Here is a 16,399-nt window from a genome sequence, read left to right as displayed (position 1 = left end):
GCCAGGCCGCGGGACGGCCCGGCGATCGCGCGGCACCTTCGGTGCTGTTCGCGCGGTTGGCTCTTAGGTCCGCTCAAGGCCAAGCCAAGCCGAGGTTCGTTTCTAACGCAATCGACAGTCTGGGCTCGAAGCGGTCATCGCGCTCCTAGCCCACTGCGTGTGCTCACCTGCATCATTTACTGCAAGGGGCTGGCGCGCCGGGGCGTTTTTAATGCGTGCGCATGTCTTGAATGAAGTGTGACGGGCCCGCCGCGACCGTTCGGTGTTCTCATTCCCGAGGACCTGTGTGTACAGGTGGGCATCGGGTAACCGGACCAGGGCCCGGACAGAGCCAACTCCCTCGGAATTGCTTAAGGCCACCGGAATGCAACCGTTATCGAGAAGGGCAGCACCCGCCACACTCCTGAAGTAGGCGTTTGCCGGCCCCGCGACAAGGGGTTGCGTGCGTTCGTGTTTTGTTCATAATCCTTGCATGGCGTGGACAGATCAAAACATGATGCAACCTGGTCAGGTTCTGGCGCGTGGCGTTTGCCGCCACTTGAGGAGTCATGACTTTGATTCAATTGTCGAATTCGTTCCCGAGCGGGGGCGCCGCGTGGACGTGATGGCGCTCGGCCCCAAGGGCGAAATCTGGGTCGTGGAATGCAAGTCGAGCCGCGCGGATTTTATGGGGGACGCGAAATGGCAGGGCTATCTGCAATGGTGTGACCGCTACTTCTGGGCCGTGGATTCGGATTTTCCGGTGGATCTGCTGCCCGATGGCACCGGATTAATTCTCGCCGACGCCTATAATGCCGAGATCATTCGCATGGGCCCCGAAAACCGGCTGGCCGGTGCCCGACGCGCGGCGCTCACACGCAAATTCGCACGTCACGCGGCGCGGCGGCTGCAATCGGTGATGGACCCGCGCCTATGACCCCTTGCTGCGTGCCGCCTTGGCCGAGGCGGCGATTTCCGAGGCGATTTCCTCTGCTTCATCAGGGGTGAAATCCATCGGAATCTCGATGCCCTGTGCCTCGATATAAAGGCGCACCATGCCATGGTCGGTGGGCCCGATCTGGAGGTTGGCTTCGATGTCGGTCTCTGAATTGATGCCCATGACACTCTCCTTGACACAAGCCGGTCTGCTACTCTTTTCCCTCTTGCTTGGCAAGCGTTCTGGCGGTTTGGTGGCGGGTATGACCCGGATCAGCCTGCGCCCGTTCCGCGCCGATGATGCACCATGGCTCGTGGAGCGTCATGCAACGCTTTATGCCGCGGATGAGGGCTTTGACCGTACATTCGGGCCGTTGGTGGCCGACATCATCCGTGATTTCATCGCCAGCCACGATCCTGCGCGCGAAGCGGGCTGGATTGCCGAGCATGAGGGGCTGCGGCTGGGCTCGATCTTTTGCACGCAGCTCGATGCCGAGACGGCCAAGCTGCGCCTCTTTCTGCTTGAGCGGCAGGCGCGCGGCAAGGGGGTGGGCAAGCGAATGCTCATGCAGTGTATGGCGTTCGCCCGATCGCGCGGATATCGCGGTATGCGACTCTGGACACATGAGAGCCATCGCGCCGCCTGCGCGCTCTACGAACGGACCGGATGGCGCCTGATTTCGGCCCGGCCGGTGCGGTCCTTTGGCCGTGACCTTGTCGAACAAAGCTGGGAAATCACCTTTTAAGACGCTTGCATTCATACGCCGGTAAAGTTAAATCGCCCTCCAGTGCCGCCTTAGCTCAGTTGGTTAGAGCGCTGGATTGTGGATCCAGAGGTCCCCCGTTCAAGCCGGGGAGGCGGTACCACCGCAAACCGCTCAATTCTGCCGCTCGATGTCAACGGTCTGCCGCAGGCTGCCGCTGACCCGATCGTAAATCAGGATGCGGTCATCCTCGGTGACAACCGCCAGCCAATCGTCGCCCAGCGTCACCGCCGTGGCGCGTGCCTCTCCGGGCAGGTCGATGCTCTCGGGCAGGGCCAGCGGCGGTGTCCGCTCCTCGCCCGAGAAGCGGATGACAAGCAAGGCTACGATGACTACAACGCCGACAATCATCGTGGCGGTCAGCACCGTGACCAGCCGCGCGAGGAATTTCAGTGTCGCCGGGCTGACCGGCGGGGGAGTGTCGTCCATGGGGCTTGACCCGCTTGTCTTTCGGATCGGGGATGATCCGCCTCAGCGCCTTGATAAGGCGCTTGTCCGGGATGTACCAGAGGCGGCTGCCCTGTCGCGCACCCGGCTGGCAAGGTTGCTTGGTGAGGGGGCGGTGCGCGTCAACGGCGCGGTAACCCGCGATGCCAAGGCACGGGTGGTTGAGGGAGACCTGATCGAGATCGACGTGCCGGAGGCCCGCGAGAGCCATATCGGAGCCGAAGACATCGCGCTTGTCGTGGTGCATGAGGATGACGACCTGATCGTGATCGACAAGCCCGCCGGAATGGTCGTGCATCCCGCCCCCGGCAGTCCGGCAGGCACTCTGGTCAATGCGCTCTTGCATCATTGCGGTGACACGCTCTCGGGTGTGGGCGGTGCGCGGCGGCCCGGGATCGTGCACCGTATCGACAAGGATACCAGCGGCCTTCTGGTCGTGGCCAAGTCCGACGCCGCGCATCAGGGGCTGGCCGCGCAATTCGAGACGCATAGCGCCGAACGCGCCTATCTCGCGGTGGTCCATGGTGTGCCCGAGGCAAGCGACCCGCGCCTGCGCGGCGTGCGCGGCGCGTCCTTCGAGCCGGGCAATGTGCTGCGCGTCACCACCGGGCTGGCCCGGCACAAGACCGACCGGCAGCGGCAGGCCGTGACCTTTGACGGGGGCCGCCACGCGGTGACGCGCGCGCAGGTGCTGGACCGGTTTGGCCACCCGGCGGCGGCGGCGCTGCTGGAATGCCGGCTGGAGACCGGGCGCACCCATCAAATCCGGGTGCATCTGGCGCATGTCGGGCATGGGCTGATTGGCGATCCGGTCTATGGCGGACGGCGCAAGCTGTCGCAAAAGGCGCTCTCGCCGCGCGCCATAGAGGCCGCGAGCGGCTTTTCCCGTCAGGCGCTGCATGCCGCTGTTCTCGGTTTCGCTCATCCGGTCAGCGGCGCGGCCTTGCGGTTCGAATCGCCGGTACCGCCTGATATGGCGGCGCTGATCGCGGCGCTGAGGGGCGCGGCGTGACACTGGCGCAAGACCACGTGAATTTCTGACATATTGGCGGCATTGCGACGGAAAGGTCTTACCTCATCGTTAAGAGATGTGACTTATGATATCTTGAAAGTTCAGGGGCACGTTCTTAGGTCGATGTTAACAGACTAAACATCAGGAGGGACAACGGCATGGGCAATTACGCGAATCTGCCAGCACCGACACCGGAAGGCGGATTGAATCGCTATATGCAGGAGATCCGCAAGTTTCCGCTGCTTGAGCCGGAAGAGGAATACATGCTCGCCAAGCGATGGGTCGAGGAGCAGGACACCGAGGCCGCGCATCGCATGGTCACCAGCCACCTGCGTCTCGCGGCCAAGATCGCGATGGGCTATCGCGGCTACGGGCTGCCGCAGGCCGAGGTGATCTCCGAGGCCAATGTTGGCCTCATGCAGGCGGTCAAGCGGTTCGATCCGGAGCGTGGCTTTCGCCTCGCGACCTACGCGATGTGGTGGATCCGGGCGAGCATTCAGGAATATATCCTGCGCTCGTGGAGCCTGGTAAAACTCGGCACGACCTCGGCGCAAAAGAAGCTGTTTTTCAACCTGCGCAAGGCCAAGGCCCGTATTGGCGCGCTCGAAGAGGGCGATCTCAGGCCCGACGCCGTCAAGAAGATCGCCACCGATCTCGGGGTGACCGAAGACGAGGTGATCAGCATGAACCGGCGCATGTCGGGCTCTGATGCCTCTCTCAACGCCACCGTCGGCTCCGAGGGCGAGGGCACGATGCAATGGCAGGATTGGCTTGAGGACGAAGACGCCGATCAGGCCGGTGCATACGAGGCGCAGGACGAATTGCAGGTTCGCCGGGAACTCCTGGTACAGGCCCTCGATGTGCTCAACGAGCGCGAGCGCGATATCCTGACACAGCGCCGGTTGAGCGACGAGACAGTCACGCTGGAAGACCTGAGCGCTGAATATGGCGTCAGCCGCGAGCGCATTCGCCAGATCGAGGTGCGCGCCTTCGAGAAACTGCAAAAACGCATGCGCGGTCTGGCACAGGAAAAAGGTATCTTGTCGCAAAGCTGACCTGTTGGCGAAACCGCCGGGATTGTCTATCACAGGGTCAACAGCTTGGGATGGACAATCAGATGCCGTGCGCAGCAAACGAGACCTTTTCGGCACGGGTGATGCTGCGCGGATTGGCGGTCCTCGCGCTTGGCGTGCTGATGGCCTGCGCGCCCCGCGTCACCGCCGAGCGCGCGGCGCGCGACCCCACGGCGACCATTCAACCGGTTTTCGTGGCCACAGGGCGTGAACTGGGCAAGACAGGCCCTATCTTCGGCCTTGAACGGCCGGACCGCGTCAATCACTTCCGCGCAGATATCTCGATCCCTCCCACACACCAGACCGGTCAGATAGAGTGGCCCCAAGGCCCCGCCGACGCCGCGACCGATTTCGTGGTGACAGGGACAGAAGTATTCTCGGGCCCCGAGACGCTCTTGCGGGATATGCGCCGCCGCACGGGCGAGCGTGAAACCTTTGTCTTTGTCCACGGGTACAACAACACCCTGTCAGAGGCGATGTACCGGCTGGCGCAGATCCAGACCGATTTCGATGTGAGCATGCCGGGGCTCTTGTTCTCCTGGCCCTCGGCGGGCGATCCGCGCGGCTATATTTACGATCGTGACAGCGTACTCTATGCGCGTGACGATCTTGAGGCGCTGCTGCGTGACCTGACGGCGCATCCCGGCGACAAGGTGTTTCTGCTGGCCCACTCCATGGGGTCGCAACTGACCATGGAGGTTCTGCGCCAGATCGCCCTGAAAGGCGACAGGCAGATCTTCGACCGGATCAGCGGCGTGGTGCTCATGTCGCCGGATATCGACCCCGATCTTTTCGAGCGACAGGCCGAAGCGATCGGCGAGCTTCCACAGCCTTTCCTGATCTTCATCACCAAGGCGGATCGCGCGCTGACGCTGTCGGGCTTCATCACCGGGCGCAAGCCACGCCTCGGGGTGATCGACGATGTTGAAAAGGTGCAGCGGCCCGATGTCGAGGTCGTCGATTTCACGGATCTCGCCGATGGCGAGGGATACAATCACTTCGTGCCGGTCACATCACCCGCCGCCATCCAGATGCTGAACGGTATCATCCAGCAGGCGGGCGGGGTTGGCACCGGCTTTATCCGGGACATGTCCCTGAGCTTGCCCGCCGCCAAACACCTGGAGCCCTGATCCCCGCGTTGACGCAGGCGCGGCTTGGCGTAAACTGGGTCCGCGACACAAGGAGGTCCCGATGGCCGGTGGATGGGCGCGCGATGGCGCGGTAAGCGAACAGATCGAAGCCTCGATTTCCGATGAGCTGGCGCGGCTCAAGGCGCGTGCGCAGCCGCAGGGCGAGAGCCTGACGCATTGCGCCGATTGCGAGGAGCCGATCCCCGAGGCCCGCCGCGAAGCGATCCCCGGCGTGAAGCTCTGCATCGACTGCGCGTCCGATGTTCAGGCGCAAAACCAGCCGCGCGGCGGCATCAACCGGCGCGGATCGAAGGACAGCCAGTTGAAGTGAGGCGCGGCTGCATCGCGTCGGTATTGCGTCGGTAGGTACGTCGAAAGCCGCTGCGGCGACGGGTCGCGCAGGTAACGATTTCTTCAAAAGAAATCGGGGCGGAATTTTTTGAAAATTCCGCCCCGCTCGGTCGGGCTGTGGCAGGGCGCTCAGTCCTCCATCGCCTCCAGCTCGTCGATCAGCCCCGAGATCATCGACAGGCCCTTGTCCCAGAACGCCGGGTCGGAGGCGTCGAGACCAAAGGGCGCGAGCAGGTCCTTGTGATGCTTTGATCCACCCGCCTTGAGCATCTCGAAATACTTCTCCTGAAAGCCGTCGGGGTTTTCTTCGTAAACGGCATAAAGCGCGTTCACCAGCCCGTCACCGAAGGCATAGGCGTAGACGTAAAACGGTGAATGCACGAAATGCGGGATATAGGCCCAGAACGTCTCATACCCCTCCATGAAATCAAACGCCGGCCCGAGGCTCTCGGCCTGCACGGACATCCACAGCGCGTTGATGTCGTCAGGCGTCAACTCGCCTTCACGGCGCGCGGCATGCAGCTTGCATTCGAAATCGTAGAACGCGATTTGGCGCACGACCGTGTTGATCATGTCCTCGACCTTGCCCGCCAGCAGAACCTTGCGCTCGGCCTTGTCCTTGGCCCCGTCGAGCATCCGGCGGAAGGTCAGCATCTCGCCGAAGACGCTCGCGGTTTCCGCCAGCGTGAGCGGCGTTGAGGACAACAACTCGCCCTGCTCAGCCGCCAGCACCTGATGCACGCCGTGGCCCAGTTCATGCGCCAGCGTCATCACGTCGCGCGGTTTGCCGAGGTAGTTGAGCATCACGTAAGGGTGCACATCTGTCACCGTGGGATGCGCAAACGCCCCCGGTGCCTTGCCCTGCTTCACGCCCGCGTCGATCCAGCCCTTCTCAAAAAACGGCTGCGCCAGATCGGCCATGCGCGGATCGAACGCGCCATAGGCGTTCATCACCGTCTCGCGCGCGTCGTCCCAGCCGACGATGCGGGTTTCCTCCATCGGCAGCGGCGCGTTGCGGTCCCAGACCTGCATCCGGTCGAGCCCGAGCCATTTGCGCTTCAACTCATAATAGCGATGCGAGAGTTTCGGATAGGCCGCAACGACCGCATCGCGCAGCGCCTCGACCACTTCCGCCTCGACATCGTTGCTGAGGTGACGCCCGGTCTGCGGTGTGGGCATCTTGCGCCAGCGGTCAATCACCTCTTTTTCCTTGGCCGCGGTGTTGTGGACGCGGGAAAACGTGCGGATATTCTCGCCAAAGACCCGCGCCAATTCGTGCGCGGCGGCCTCGCGTTGATCGCGGTCCTGCTCGGTCAGCAGGTTGAGCGTGCCTTCGATGCCCATGTCCTCACCGTCCACGGTGAAGGTCAGCCCGGCAATGGTCTCGTCAAAGAGCCGCTCCCACGCGTCGCCCACGACGCCCAGATCATGCAGGAATTTCTCAAGCTCATCCGACAGCTGATGCGGCTTCATCGCGCGGATGCGGCGGATGACGGGGGCGTAGCGCGCGAGATCGGCGTTCTCGGCATACATCGCCTTGAGCGCGCCCTCATCCAGCCGGTTCAGTTCCAGCGAGAAAAAGACCAGCGGCGTGGTGTAATTCGTGACCTTCTCCTGACAGTCGGAGAGGAATTTCGCCCGCCCGCCATCGGTGGTCAGCTGGTAATAGCGCAGCCCGGCAAAGGACATGATCCGCCCTGCCGTTCGGCTGATCGCCTCGTCGCGGTGCAGGCAGTCGAGCAGCCCGGCCGCATCCAGCGTGTCGAGCTTGCCCTCGTAATCACTGGCAAACTCGGCGCAGGCGGTTTGCAGCCAGTCGAGATCGCGTTGCAGTTCCGGCGCGTCCTCGCCGGCATAGAGATCGCTCAGATCCCATTCTGGCAGGTTCCCCATGTCCCTGTCGCCGGATGCGGCATTGGCGTCGTGGATGGGAAACGGCAGATTGATCATTTGAGCACCTCATGTTGACTGTGCTCAGACATAGGCCGGGCGTGCGAGGGTCACAAGGGGCAGGGTGCTTGTCATTCGCGCAGTGGCAGCTAGGGTATTCATAGGCCAAGGGGGAAGACCGGACATGAGATTTGCAAGATACGGCGCGGTTGGGCATGAAATGCCCGCGGTTCTGGATGTCGGCGGTCGGCTGCGCGATCTGTCCGGGGTGGTGCCCGATGTGGCGGGGTCGGTGCTGTCCGACTTGCCGCGCATCAACCCCGAGAGCCTTCCGCTCGTGGAAGGCCAACCAAGGCTCGGCCCTCCGGTGGGGCGGGTGGGCAAGCTTATCGCGATTGGTTTGAACTACACCGATCATGCCGAAGAGGTTGGGGCCACGCCACCGGATGATCCGATCGTGTTTCTCAAGGCGACGTCCGCGATCGTTGGCCCGCATGATCCGGTCAGCCTGCCGCGCGGGGCGGAAAAGACCGACTGGGAGGTTGAGCTTGGCGTCGTGATCGGACGCCGCGCGAAATACGTGACCGAGGCCGAGGCGCGCCGTCATATCGCGGGTTACACGATCGTGAATGACGTGTCCGAGCGCGCCCTTCAGATGGAGCGGTCCGGACAATGGACCAAGGGCAAGAGCTGCGACAGCTTTGCCCCGATGGGGCCGTGGCTGGTGACACCGGACGAATTGGGCGACGTGCAGGCGCTCGATCTGTCGCTCGACCTCAATGGCAGCCGTATGCAGACCGGCAACACCGGCCGCATGATCTTTAGCGTGGCGCAGATCGTCGCCTATATGAGCGAGCTGATGACCCTTCAGCCGGGCGACGTCATCGCAACCGGGACCCCGCCGGGCGTCGGAATGGGCCAGAAACCGCCGCGTTATCTCGTCGAGGGCGACGAGATGGTGCTGAATATCACCGGGCTCGGGGAGCAGCGGTCGCCAGTCGTTCGCGACCGTTGACCTCACTTCAGGCGCTGTCAGAATAAAACTGGCAGAGCGTCCGAAACAGCGGGTCGCGCATCTCCGGGGCGTCCATCAAGGTCTCGTGGCGACCGTGCGGCACCATTTCCAGATGCCCGCCGGGCCAACGCGCCATCCGGTCCTCGACTCGGCCAATATCGACAATTTGCTCATCTTCCCCGAGGATGGTCAGGCAGGGCATGCCGGGTGACGGCAGGTGCGACAGATCCCGTGTTTCGCGCAGCGCCTCGTGCAGCCAGCGCAGGCTTGGCCCTCCGATCCCCAATTCAGGATGCGCGCGCAGTTGATTTCCCATGTAGTCGTACATGCCAGAGTCGTTGGTGAGCTTGTTGCTCGCGAACGGTTCGGTCAGGACGTAATGTTCGCCGACGGTGCCGGGGGCGTAGAAATGGTCCATGCCCAGTTGACGGCTGCCCCATGACAGCGACCACGCAAACGGGCGCAGCGCGTCTGTCATCTGAATGCCCCACATCGGCCCGGAAAAGGCGCAGCTTTGTACCGCAAGGCCCTGCATCACGGCGCGCAGGCCGATACAGCCGCCCATCGAATGCGCCAGGAGATGCCAAGGCCTCGGCAGGTCGAGGCGTTGCGCGGCCTCCATCATGGCCGCCACGTCCAATTGGTAATCCGCGAAATCATGGACATGGCCTGACATCCTGTCCTCGGCCAGTCGATCCGCGAGGCCCTGTCCCCGCCAGTCGAGCGCAAGGGTCGCATAGCCGCAGGCCGCAAAGGACGCCGCGGCGCGACCGTATTTCTCGATATATTCGGTGCGACCCGGAAACAGCAGCACGGTCCCGTTCGGCGCATCACGGTTCCAAAGTCCGATACGGATGCGCACGCCATCGGCGGCGTTGAGCCACCAGGCGGCACCGCCCTCAGGCCCATCGGCCAGGTCGGTAAAGAGCGGTGCCTCGTGCATCAGGCGAGCACGCTGCCCAATTTCATCGCCAGTCCCATATCCCCATCGACGCTGAGACGGCCGGACATGAAGGCCGCGGTCGGGTCGAGATCGCCTGCGAGAATTGATTCGAAGGTGTCGGTATCCGCGCTGAGCGTCACTTCCGCGTCGTCATCCGAGGCGCGCGCGCCATCCGAATCGATCACGATGGAGCCTTCACCCTCGATGACGAATTTCGCGGTGCCATCAAAGCCTTCATCACCCATTTTCTCGTTGAGTGCGGCCACTGCTGCGGTAATCACATCGCTCATTTGCGCTTCCTTTCACAATTGCGACGGCGGGGGTTTGCATCCCGCCAATCTGCGCTAAACTATCACTGTTATGGGTGCAGCAATTCTCAATCTCAACCGTATCGTCGCGGCAGTCCTCGCGATAGTCACGTTTTCCGTACCGGCGATGGCCGAAGAGACGCGACTTGACCGCCTGTTCGCGCAGCTTTCACAGGCCGAACCGCAAGAGGCGCGCCGCCTCGCCGCCGAGATCGAGCTTGAACTCTCGAAATCCGGCTCGGCAGCCATGGATCTGCTGCTGCGGCGGGGCGAGGATGCGTTGCAGGCAGGCGAGCTTGCCGCCGCCATCGAGCATCTGAGCGCCGCGATCGACCACGCGCCGCAATTCGCCGAAGCCTGGCATCTGCGCTCGGTGGCGTTCTTCAAGCAAGACCGCTACGGCCTTGCGCTACATGACATCGAACAGGCGCTTGCGCTGGAACCGCGTCATTTCAATGTGATTTACGGTCTGGGCGTCCTGCTGAACGAAATGGGGCAGCCCGAGATGGCAGTCGACGCCTTTTCGCGTGCACTGGCTATACATCCGCATCATGAGGACGTAACCAAGGCACGGGAAAGTGCGGTCCGAAAACTGGGCAGCGCGGAACTCTGACGGCATAAGGAACGCGGCGGATGTCCGAGCAGTCGAGAACCCTTGCGGTTCTGGGCCCCACCAATACCGGCAAGACGCATTTCGCCATTGAGCGGATGCTGGGCTATCGCACGGGGGTGATCGGCCTGCCGCTGCGCCTGCTGGCGCGCGAGGTCTATGACCGGATCGTGGCGGTGCGGGGCCCGTCGGTGGTGGCGCTGGTCACGGGCGAAGAGCGCATCGTGCCGGAGCGCGCGCAATACTGGGTCTGCACGGTCGAGGCGATGCCCGACGGGATGGGCACCGATTTCGTCGCCGTGGACGAGATACAGCTTTGCGCCGATCCTGAGCGCGGGCATGTCTTTACCGACCGGCTGTTGCGCATGCGGGGCCTCCGCGAGACCCAGTTTCTGGGCAGCCACACCATGCGCGGGACCATCGCCGCGCTTGTGCCGGGCGTGGAGTTTCTGAGCCGCGAGCGGATGTCGCAGCTCAGCTATTCGGGGCCAAAGAAGATCTCGAAAATGCCCGCCCGCAGCGCCATTGTCGGGTTTTCGGTGGAAAACGTCTATGCGATGGCCGAGTTGCTGCGCCGCCAAAAGGGCGGGGCGGCGGTGGTGATGGGCGCGCTTAGCCCGCGCACCCGCAATGCGCAGGTGGCGCTCTATCAGAATGGCGATGTCGATTACCTGGTGGCGACAGATGCGATCGGCATGGGGCTCAACCTCGATATCAACCATGTGGCGTTCTCGTCGCTCACGAAATTCGACGGGCGGCGGATGCGGCATCTGCAACCCAATGAGCTGGGGCAGATCGCCGGGCGCGCGGGGCGGGGGATGAGCCATGGCACATTCGGCGTGACCGGCGAGGCGCCCGATCTCGATGCCGATCTGGCGCAGGCGATCATGGAGCATCGCTTTGCCCCCATTCGCAAGCTGGAATGGCGCAATGCGCGGCTGGCCTTTGGCAGCACGCAGTCGCTGATCGCCTCACTCGAGGCCAAGCCCGAGCACGAGTTGTTGGCCCGCGCCCGCGAGGCCGACGATTTGAGTGCGCTCAAGACGCTGTCGGCACAGCCCGATGTCGCGGCGCGCGCCAGTGACGCGCCCTCGGTCAGGCTGCTTTGGGATGTCTGCCGCATTCCCGATTTTCGCGGCATCAGCCATGCCGAACATGCCGGGCTGCTAGAGACGATCTATTGCGACCTGGTGCAATATGGCCGGGTGCCGGATGACTGGCTGGCGCGACAGGTCAAGCGCATCGACCGCACTGATGGCGACATAGACACCCTGTCCAAGCGGTTGGCATATATCCGCACATGGACCTATGTCGCGCAGCGAAAAGGCTGGGTAGATGACGAAAACCATTGGCGCGGCGCGACACGCGCTGTAGAAGACCGCCTGTCGGATGCGCTGCACGAGCGTCTGACCCAAAGATTTGTGGACCGGCGCACATCCGTGCTCTTGCGCCGGCTCAAGCAGAAGGAGGCCATGGTGGCCGAGGTAAACGATCAAGGTGATGTGACCGTCGAGGGCGAATTCGTCGGACGGCTGGAAGGGTTCCGCTTCAGGCAGGACAAGACTGCGGCGGGACAAGAGGCGCGCACGCTCCAGCAGGCGAGCGTGTCCGCGCTGGCGCCGCATTTCCATCTCAAGGCGGACCGGTTTTACAACGCGCCCGATACCGAGATCGACTTTACCGAACAGGGCGGTCTGCTCTGGGGCAAGGAGGCCGTTGGCAAGCTCACCGCCGGGGCCGATCCGCTCAAGCCGCAGGTCATGGCGTTTGTCGATGACGAGGCGGGCGCGGATGTGGCGGCCAAGGTGCAGCGCCGCCTGCAACATTTCATAGATCGCAAGGTCGCGACACTGTTCGAGCCTTTGCTCAATATCCAGCGCGACGAGGCGTTGACCGGGCTCGCGCGCGGCTTTGGCTTTCGCATGGTCGAGGCGTTGGGCCTCCTGCCGCGCGGCGATGTGGCGGACGAGGTCAAGGCGCTCGATCAGGAGGCGCGCGGCGCCCTGCGCAAGCATGGCATCCGCTTCGGCCAGTTCACGGTCTTTCTGCCGCTGCTGCTCAAGCCCGCGCCGACCCGCCTGCGATTGGTGCTCTGGTCGCTTGCCAATGGGCTGGACGAGTTTCCCGAGGCGCCGCCTCCGGGCTTGGTGACTGTGCCTGCGCGGGACGATGTTCCCAACGGGTATTTCACGATGGCGGGCTACCGGGCTGCGGGCGAGCGGGCGATTCGCATCGACATGCTCGAGCGGCTCGCGGATATGCTGCGCGGAGAGGACACGCGCGGCGGCTTCGAGGCCAAGGCGGACATGCTGTCGATCACCGGCATGACACTGGAGCAGTTTGCCCTGCTGATGCAAGGGCTGGGCTACAAGGCGGAGCGCGGCGAGCGCGAAAAGGTCAAACCGGTCGATCAGGCCATCGCGGACGCGCCGGCCGATGCCGCCGTGACTGAGGGTGAGAGCGCGCCGGAAACGGCGGGCGACGCGGTGGCCGAGATCACCGACGAGGGGCTGGCCCCGATCGCCGAGGAACCTGCGGCAGAGTCCGAAGTGCCAGCCCAGATCAATGAAACCCCCGAAGAAGACGTAGCCCCCGGTGAATCGCCGGAAGTCACTGAGCCCGAGATCGAGGTCTACTATACCTTCACATGGGCCCCGCGTGGCAACCGCGCGCGCGGCGACCGTCCCGCGCAGGGCCCGCGTGGCAAGCAGGCACGCCAAGGCGGCAAGCCCAAGGGCAAACCGGCCAAGGGCAAGCCGCGTGAGGAAAAACCCAAGAATTATGCCGCCCGGCCCGAAAAGAAGGACAAGATCGACCCGGACAACCCCTTTGCCGCGGCCCTGATGGGGCTCAAGACCAAGGGCTGACCGCTTGGACGGGCCGAGTGCTAAAATCCGGCTCGACAAATGGCTCTGGCAGGCGCGGTTCTTCAAGACGCGCACACTGGCGGCCAAAGAGGTGTCAGCAGGTCACGTGCGGGTGAATGGCACTCGGGCGTCGAAACCGGCGCAGGCGGTGGGGCCCGAGGACGTGCTGACATTCGCACAAGGCGCGCGCGTCCGTGTCGTCCGCATCGCCGAGTTGGGCACAAGACGCGGACCCGCCCCCGAGGCGCAGGCTCTTTACGAAGACCTCACAGACCCTGAACCGAAGGACGCCGTTCCGCCCGCGCCGAAATATGAAGGAAAAGGGCGCCCCACCAAGCGCGACCGCCGCAAACTCGACCTCAATGGCCCGGGAGCGCTTGATTGATCCGCCCTGCTGGATTACGTGAAGCGCAACTCGGCAAGAATTGAGAGACGGCCATGACCTATATCGTGAACGACGCCTGTATCGCCTGCAAATACACCGATTGCGTCGAGGTATGTCCGGTGGATTGCTTCTACGAAGGCGAGAACATGCTGGTCATTCATCCCGACGAGTGCATTGATTGCGGCGTGTGCGAGCCCGAATGCCCGGCCGATGCGATCCGCCCCGATACAGAGCCCGAAATGGAAAAATGGGTCGAGTTCAATCGCAAGTATTCCGAGATGTGGCCGGTCATCATCACCAAGAAAGACCCGCTCCCCGATGCAGAAGAGCGCGACGGCGAGCCCGGCAAACTGGAAAAATACTTTTCCGAGGCCCCCGGCGAGGGGGGCTGACCTGTCTGGCGATTCGGGATTTGCCGCGCTTTCTGGGCTTGAAAGCGGTATCTTTCGGTAACATCTCCTTGAGATAGGCGATGCAAAACGACTGTTGAAAAGACCGCCCTTTCGCGAGGCGGTTTTTTATGATACATTTATGTGACAACGAAGCGATATGCCTGATATCCATTCACCCGCGTTGCTGCCCGGGGGTGGATTTCTTTGCGACAGATACACATATTCCGTGGACCATTTTGGGCCTTGGCGTGTGTTTTTCGTGTCCGAGATGGCAGCCCTGCGAGGAAGACCTGAATGTCGAAGTCCAAGAAGATCGAATTCCGCCCTGACGATTATGTTGTATACCCGGCTCACGGCGTGGGCCAGATCGTTTCGATCGAAGAACAGGAAATTGCCGGCATCACGCTGGAGCTTTTCGTGATCTCGTTCGAAAAAGACAAGATGACACTGCGCGTGCCCACCAACAAGGCCACCGAGATCGGTATGCGGAGCCTGTCGAGCCCGGATGTCGTTTCCAAGGCGATGACCACGCTCAAGGGCAAGGCCAAGGTCAAGCGCGCGATGTGGTCGCGCCGCGCTCAGGAATACGAGCAAAAGATCAATTCCGGTGATCTGATCGCGATTGCCGAGGTCGTGCGCGACCTGCATCGCAGCGATGATCAGCGCGAGCAGAGCTATTCCGAACGTCAGCTCTACGAGGCTGCGCTCGAGCGTCTGACACGCGAAGTGGCCGCCGTCTCCGGTGGCGACGAGGTTCTTGCGGCGCGTCAGGTGGATGATGTGCTGGTGTCGCGCGCCGCGTGATTGCCCACACAGATTGACGCGAGGGCCGGGCCGACAGGTGCGGCCCTTCGGCGTTTCAGGGGATCAGTGTGACCAGCACCGCGATTTCGACGAATTGCTGCGTCGCGCCAAGGATATCTCCGGTTTGACCGCCGATCTTGTTATGCGCCACAAGACAAACTCCAAGCACGACCAGTGCCGCAGTGACGCCAGTGGCCAAGCCGGACGGCCCCAACAGCATGAGCGTGAGACCGAGGGCCATTGTGGTCCCCACCGCGACCGAACGCCATGGCGCGCGTCCCTGCGCGTGTGACAGCCCATCCGCGCGCGCGTGCGGCAAGGCCGCCATGACAACGGACATTCCCGCGCGCGAGAGCATGGCACCGGCCATCACCGCGACCGTGGCCGTGCCAGCCTCGTAAAGCAGCCATAACGCGATGATGCGCGCGATCAGTGACAGGCAGAGCGCAATGACACCGTAGCTGCCGATATGGCTGTCTTTCATGATCTCCAGCCGCCGCTCCCGCGTCCAGCCGCCCCACAGGCCGTCCGCTGTATCGGCAAGCCCGTCCTCATGCATCGCACCGCTGAGCACGATGGGTACGGCCACGGCCACAAGGGCAGCCATGGCAGCCGGCAACCCGAGCCAGAGGACAAAGAGCCCGGCCAGCGCGGCGAGCGCCCCCAGCAACAGACCGACCAGAGGATAGGCCCACGCCGCCTGCGCGCCGCGGTCGAAGTGCCGTACTGTCACTGGCAGACGGCTGAGCAGGCACAGCGCCAGGGGCAGGTCGGAGAGGCGGAGCAGAGCCGTGTCGTTTTTTGCCATGGGCGTGGCCCTTTTCGGCTGGGGCAGGGGCTGTGCCTGCGATACAGAAGGGGCGGGCAACAATCAACGAGGCTTTGAATGACGCGCGCCTTCTCGTCGCTTTCGGACTTTGCCGCGCTCTTGCGTGACCTGCCGGGCCCTGACACCGATGCCAGATCAGAGGCCCGCGCGAGAGACGGGCACCTGACCAAGCCACCCGGGGCGTTGGGGCGCCTTGAGGATCTGGCGATCTGGTATTGTGGATGGCGTGGCGATCCGCGCGCGCGCGTCACCACCCCGCAGGTGGTTGTGTTCGCCGGAAATCATGGTGTGGTGGCGCAGGGCGTTTCGGCCTTCCCGGCCGAGGTGACGGCGCAGATGGTCGCGAATTTCGCGGCGGGCGGCGCGGCGGTCAATCAGCTGGCGCGCCATGTTGGTGCACGGATGACCGCTCATGCGCTCGACCTTGATCACCCGACCGGCGATATCAGCTGCGGCCCGGCCATGACCGAGGCCGAGATGCTGACGGCCCTGCAGACCGGCTGGGACGCGGTCGATGCGGATTGCGACCTGCTCGTCGTCGGGGAAATGGGGATCGGCAACACGACGAGCGCGGCGGCCATCGCACTGGCGCTGCATGGCGGCGATGCCGCAGGCTGGACCGGGCGCGGCACCGGGCTGGCGGATGAGGCGGTGGCCCGCAAGG

Annotated in this window: 19 protein-coding genes and 1 tRNA gene; 14 read left to right on the top strand and 6 right to left on the bottom strand. The window is 63.4% G+C overall.

Translation table 11 applies throughout. The features are described 5' to 3' along the window. Positions 1–472: 472 nt before the first annotated feature. On the top strand, positions 473–916 hold the full coding sequence (locus Q0X85_RS05175) for an MmcB family DNA repair protein (RefSeq protein WP_297769926.1): 444 nt from the start codon (positions 473–475) through the stop codon (positions 914–916). Here Q0X85_RS05175 and Q0X85_RS05170 read toward each other — a convergent pair. After that, entirely contained in the window at positions 911–1,099 is a 189-nt protein-coding gene (locus Q0X85_RS05170) for a DUF6324 family protein (RefSeq protein WP_297769923.1), read from the bottom strand. The genes Q0X85_RS05175 and Q0X85_RS05170 overlap by 6 nt on opposite strands. 79 nt (positions 1,100–1,178) lie before the next feature. Here Q0X85_RS05170 and Q0X85_RS05165 point away from each other — a divergent pair, with 79 nt between their 5' ends. Then, positions 1,179–1,661 carry a GNAT family N-acetyltransferase gene (locus Q0X85_RS05165; RefSeq protein ID WP_297769929.1) on the top strand — a complete coding sequence of 161 codons (483 nt, stop codon included), beginning with the start codon at positions 1,179–1,181 and terminating at the stop codon, positions 1,659–1,661. Between the two features lie 44 nt (positions 1,662–1,705). Further along, positions 1,706–1,782, top strand: a tRNA-His gene (locus tag Q0X85_RS05160). 11 nt (positions 1,783–1,793) lie between these two features. Here Q0X85_RS05160 and Q0X85_RS05155 read toward each other — a convergent pair. Further along, the gene (locus tag Q0X85_RS05155; RefSeq protein WP_297769921.1) at positions 1,794–2,108 is read right to left on the bottom strand and encodes a DUF6476 family protein; all 315 of its coding nucleotides are present in this window, start codon (positions 2,106–2,108) and stop codon (positions 1,794–1,796) included. Here Q0X85_RS05155 and Q0X85_RS05150 point away from each other — a divergent pair. The 4 genes from Q0X85_RS05150 (at position 2,107) to Q0X85_RS05135 (ending at position 5,672) form a co-directional block, all read left to right on the top strand. Beyond that, a complete protein-coding gene (locus tag Q0X85_RS05150; protein WP_297769918.1) occupies positions 2,107–3,138 on the top strand; it encodes an RluA family pseudouridine synthase in 1,032 nt (343 codons plus the stop codon). The genes Q0X85_RS05155 and Q0X85_RS05150 overlap by 2 nt on opposite strands. A gap of 158 nt (positions 3,139–3,296) precedes the next feature. Further along, positions 3,297–4,193: an RNA polymerase sigma factor RpoH gene (gene rpoH / locus Q0X85_RS05145; RefSeq protein ID WP_297769916.1), complete on the top strand. Its 897-nt coding sequence runs from the start codon at positions 3,297–3,299 to the stop codon at positions 4,191–4,193. A 62-nt stretch (positions 4,194–4,255) separates the two neighbouring features. Beyond that, entirely contained in the window at positions 4,256–5,341 is a 1,086-nt protein-coding gene (locus Q0X85_RS05140; protein WP_297769912.1) for an alpha/beta fold hydrolase, read from the top strand. Positions 5,342–5,402: 61 nt separating this feature from the next. Beyond that, positions 5,403–5,672: a DksA/TraR family C4-type zinc finger protein gene (locus tag Q0X85_RS05135; protein WP_297769909.1), complete on the top strand. Its 270-nt coding sequence runs from the start codon at positions 5,403–5,405 to the stop codon at positions 5,670–5,672. A 149-nt stretch (positions 5,673–5,821) separates the two neighbouring features. Here Q0X85_RS05135 and Q0X85_RS05130 read toward each other — a convergent pair whose 3' ends face one another. Continuing rightward, positions 5,822–7,642: a M3 family oligoendopeptidase gene (locus Q0X85_RS05130; RefSeq protein WP_297769906.1), complete on the bottom strand. Its 1,821-nt coding sequence runs from the start codon at positions 7,640–7,642 to the stop codon at positions 5,822–5,824. Between the two features lie 124 nt (positions 7,643–7,766). Between Q0X85_RS05130 and Q0X85_RS05125 the strand changes: the two genes are divergently transcribed. After that, entirely contained in the window at positions 7,767–8,597 is an 831-nt protein-coding gene (locus Q0X85_RS05125) for a fumarylacetoacetate hydrolase family protein (protein ID WP_297769903.1), read from the top strand. A gap of 7 nt (positions 8,598–8,604) precedes the next feature. On the opposite strand, the gene Q0X85_RS05120 is transcribed toward Q0X85_RS05125, so the two are convergent. After that, positions 8,605–9,540, bottom strand: coding sequence for an alpha/beta hydrolase (locus Q0X85_RS05120; protein ID WP_297769900.1), 936 nt, complete (start codon positions 9,538–9,540; stop codon positions 8,605–8,607). After that, positions 9,540–9,830, bottom strand: a complete 291-nt coding sequence (locus tag Q0X85_RS05115; RefSeq protein WP_297769898.1) for an SCP2 sterol-binding domain-containing protein — start codon at positions 9,828–9,830, stop codon at positions 9,540–9,542. Before Q0X85_RS05115 ends, Q0X85_RS05120 begins: the two co-directional genes overlap by 1 nt. A 70-nt stretch (positions 9,831–9,900) precedes the next feature. Between Q0X85_RS05115 and Q0X85_RS05110 the strand changes: the two genes are divergently transcribed. From Q0X85_RS05110 to Q0X85_RS05090, 5 genes are all read left to right on the top strand, one after another. Further along, a complete protein-coding gene (locus tag Q0X85_RS05110) occupies positions 9,901–10,461 on the top strand; it encodes a tetratricopeptide repeat protein (protein ID WP_297769896.1) in 561 nt (186 codons plus the stop codon). Positions 10,462–10,481: 20 nt separating this feature from the next. Next, positions 10,482–13,325: a helicase-related protein gene (locus tag Q0X85_RS05105; RefSeq protein WP_297769894.1), complete on the top strand. Its 2,844-nt coding sequence runs from the start codon at positions 10,482–10,484 to the stop codon at positions 13,323–13,325. A gap of 4 nt (positions 13,326–13,329) precedes the next feature. Then, positions 13,330–13,710 carry an RNA-binding S4 domain-containing protein gene (locus Q0X85_RS05100; RefSeq protein ID WP_297769891.1) on the top strand — a complete coding sequence of 127 codons (381 nt, stop codon included), beginning with the start codon at positions 13,330–13,332 and terminating at the stop codon, positions 13,708–13,710. Between the two features lie 53 nt (positions 13,711–13,763). Continuing rightward, positions 13,764–14,102: a ferredoxin FdxA gene (gene fdxA, locus Q0X85_RS05095; protein ID WP_297769888.1), complete on the top strand. Its 339-nt coding sequence runs from the start codon at positions 13,764–13,766 to the stop codon at positions 14,100–14,102. 294 nt (positions 14,103–14,396) lie between these two features. Beyond that, entirely contained in the window at positions 14,397–14,906 is a 510-nt protein-coding gene (locus Q0X85_RS05090; protein WP_297769885.1) for a CarD family transcriptional regulator, read from the top strand. A gap of 55 nt (positions 14,907–14,961) precedes the next feature. Here the strand turns inward: Q0X85_RS05090 and cobS are convergent, their stop codons facing one another. Then, positions 14,962–15,714, bottom strand: a complete 753-nt coding sequence (cobS, locus tag Q0X85_RS05085; protein WP_297769883.1) for an adenosylcobinamide-GDP ribazoletransferase — start codon at positions 15,712–15,714, stop codon at positions 14,962–14,964. A gap of 78 nt (positions 15,715–15,792) precedes the next feature. On the opposite strand from cobS, the gene Q0X85_RS05080 reads away from it, so the two are divergent. Next, positions 15,793–16,399: nicotinate-nucleotide--dimethylbenzimidazole phosphoribosyltransferase (locus Q0X85_RS05080; protein WP_297769880.1), on the top strand; the 607-nt coding region annotated here is incomplete at its 3' end.

The sequence above is a fragment of the uncultured Roseovarius sp. genome, from assembly GCF_947259555.1.
In the GTDB taxonomy this organism is placed as follows: domain Bacteria; phylum Pseudomonadota; class Alphaproteobacteria; order Rhodobacterales; family Rhodobacteraceae; genus Roseovarius.
The sequence above is the reverse complement of the archived record's forward strand: the minus strand, read 5'-3'. Positions and strand labels throughout refer to the sequence as shown.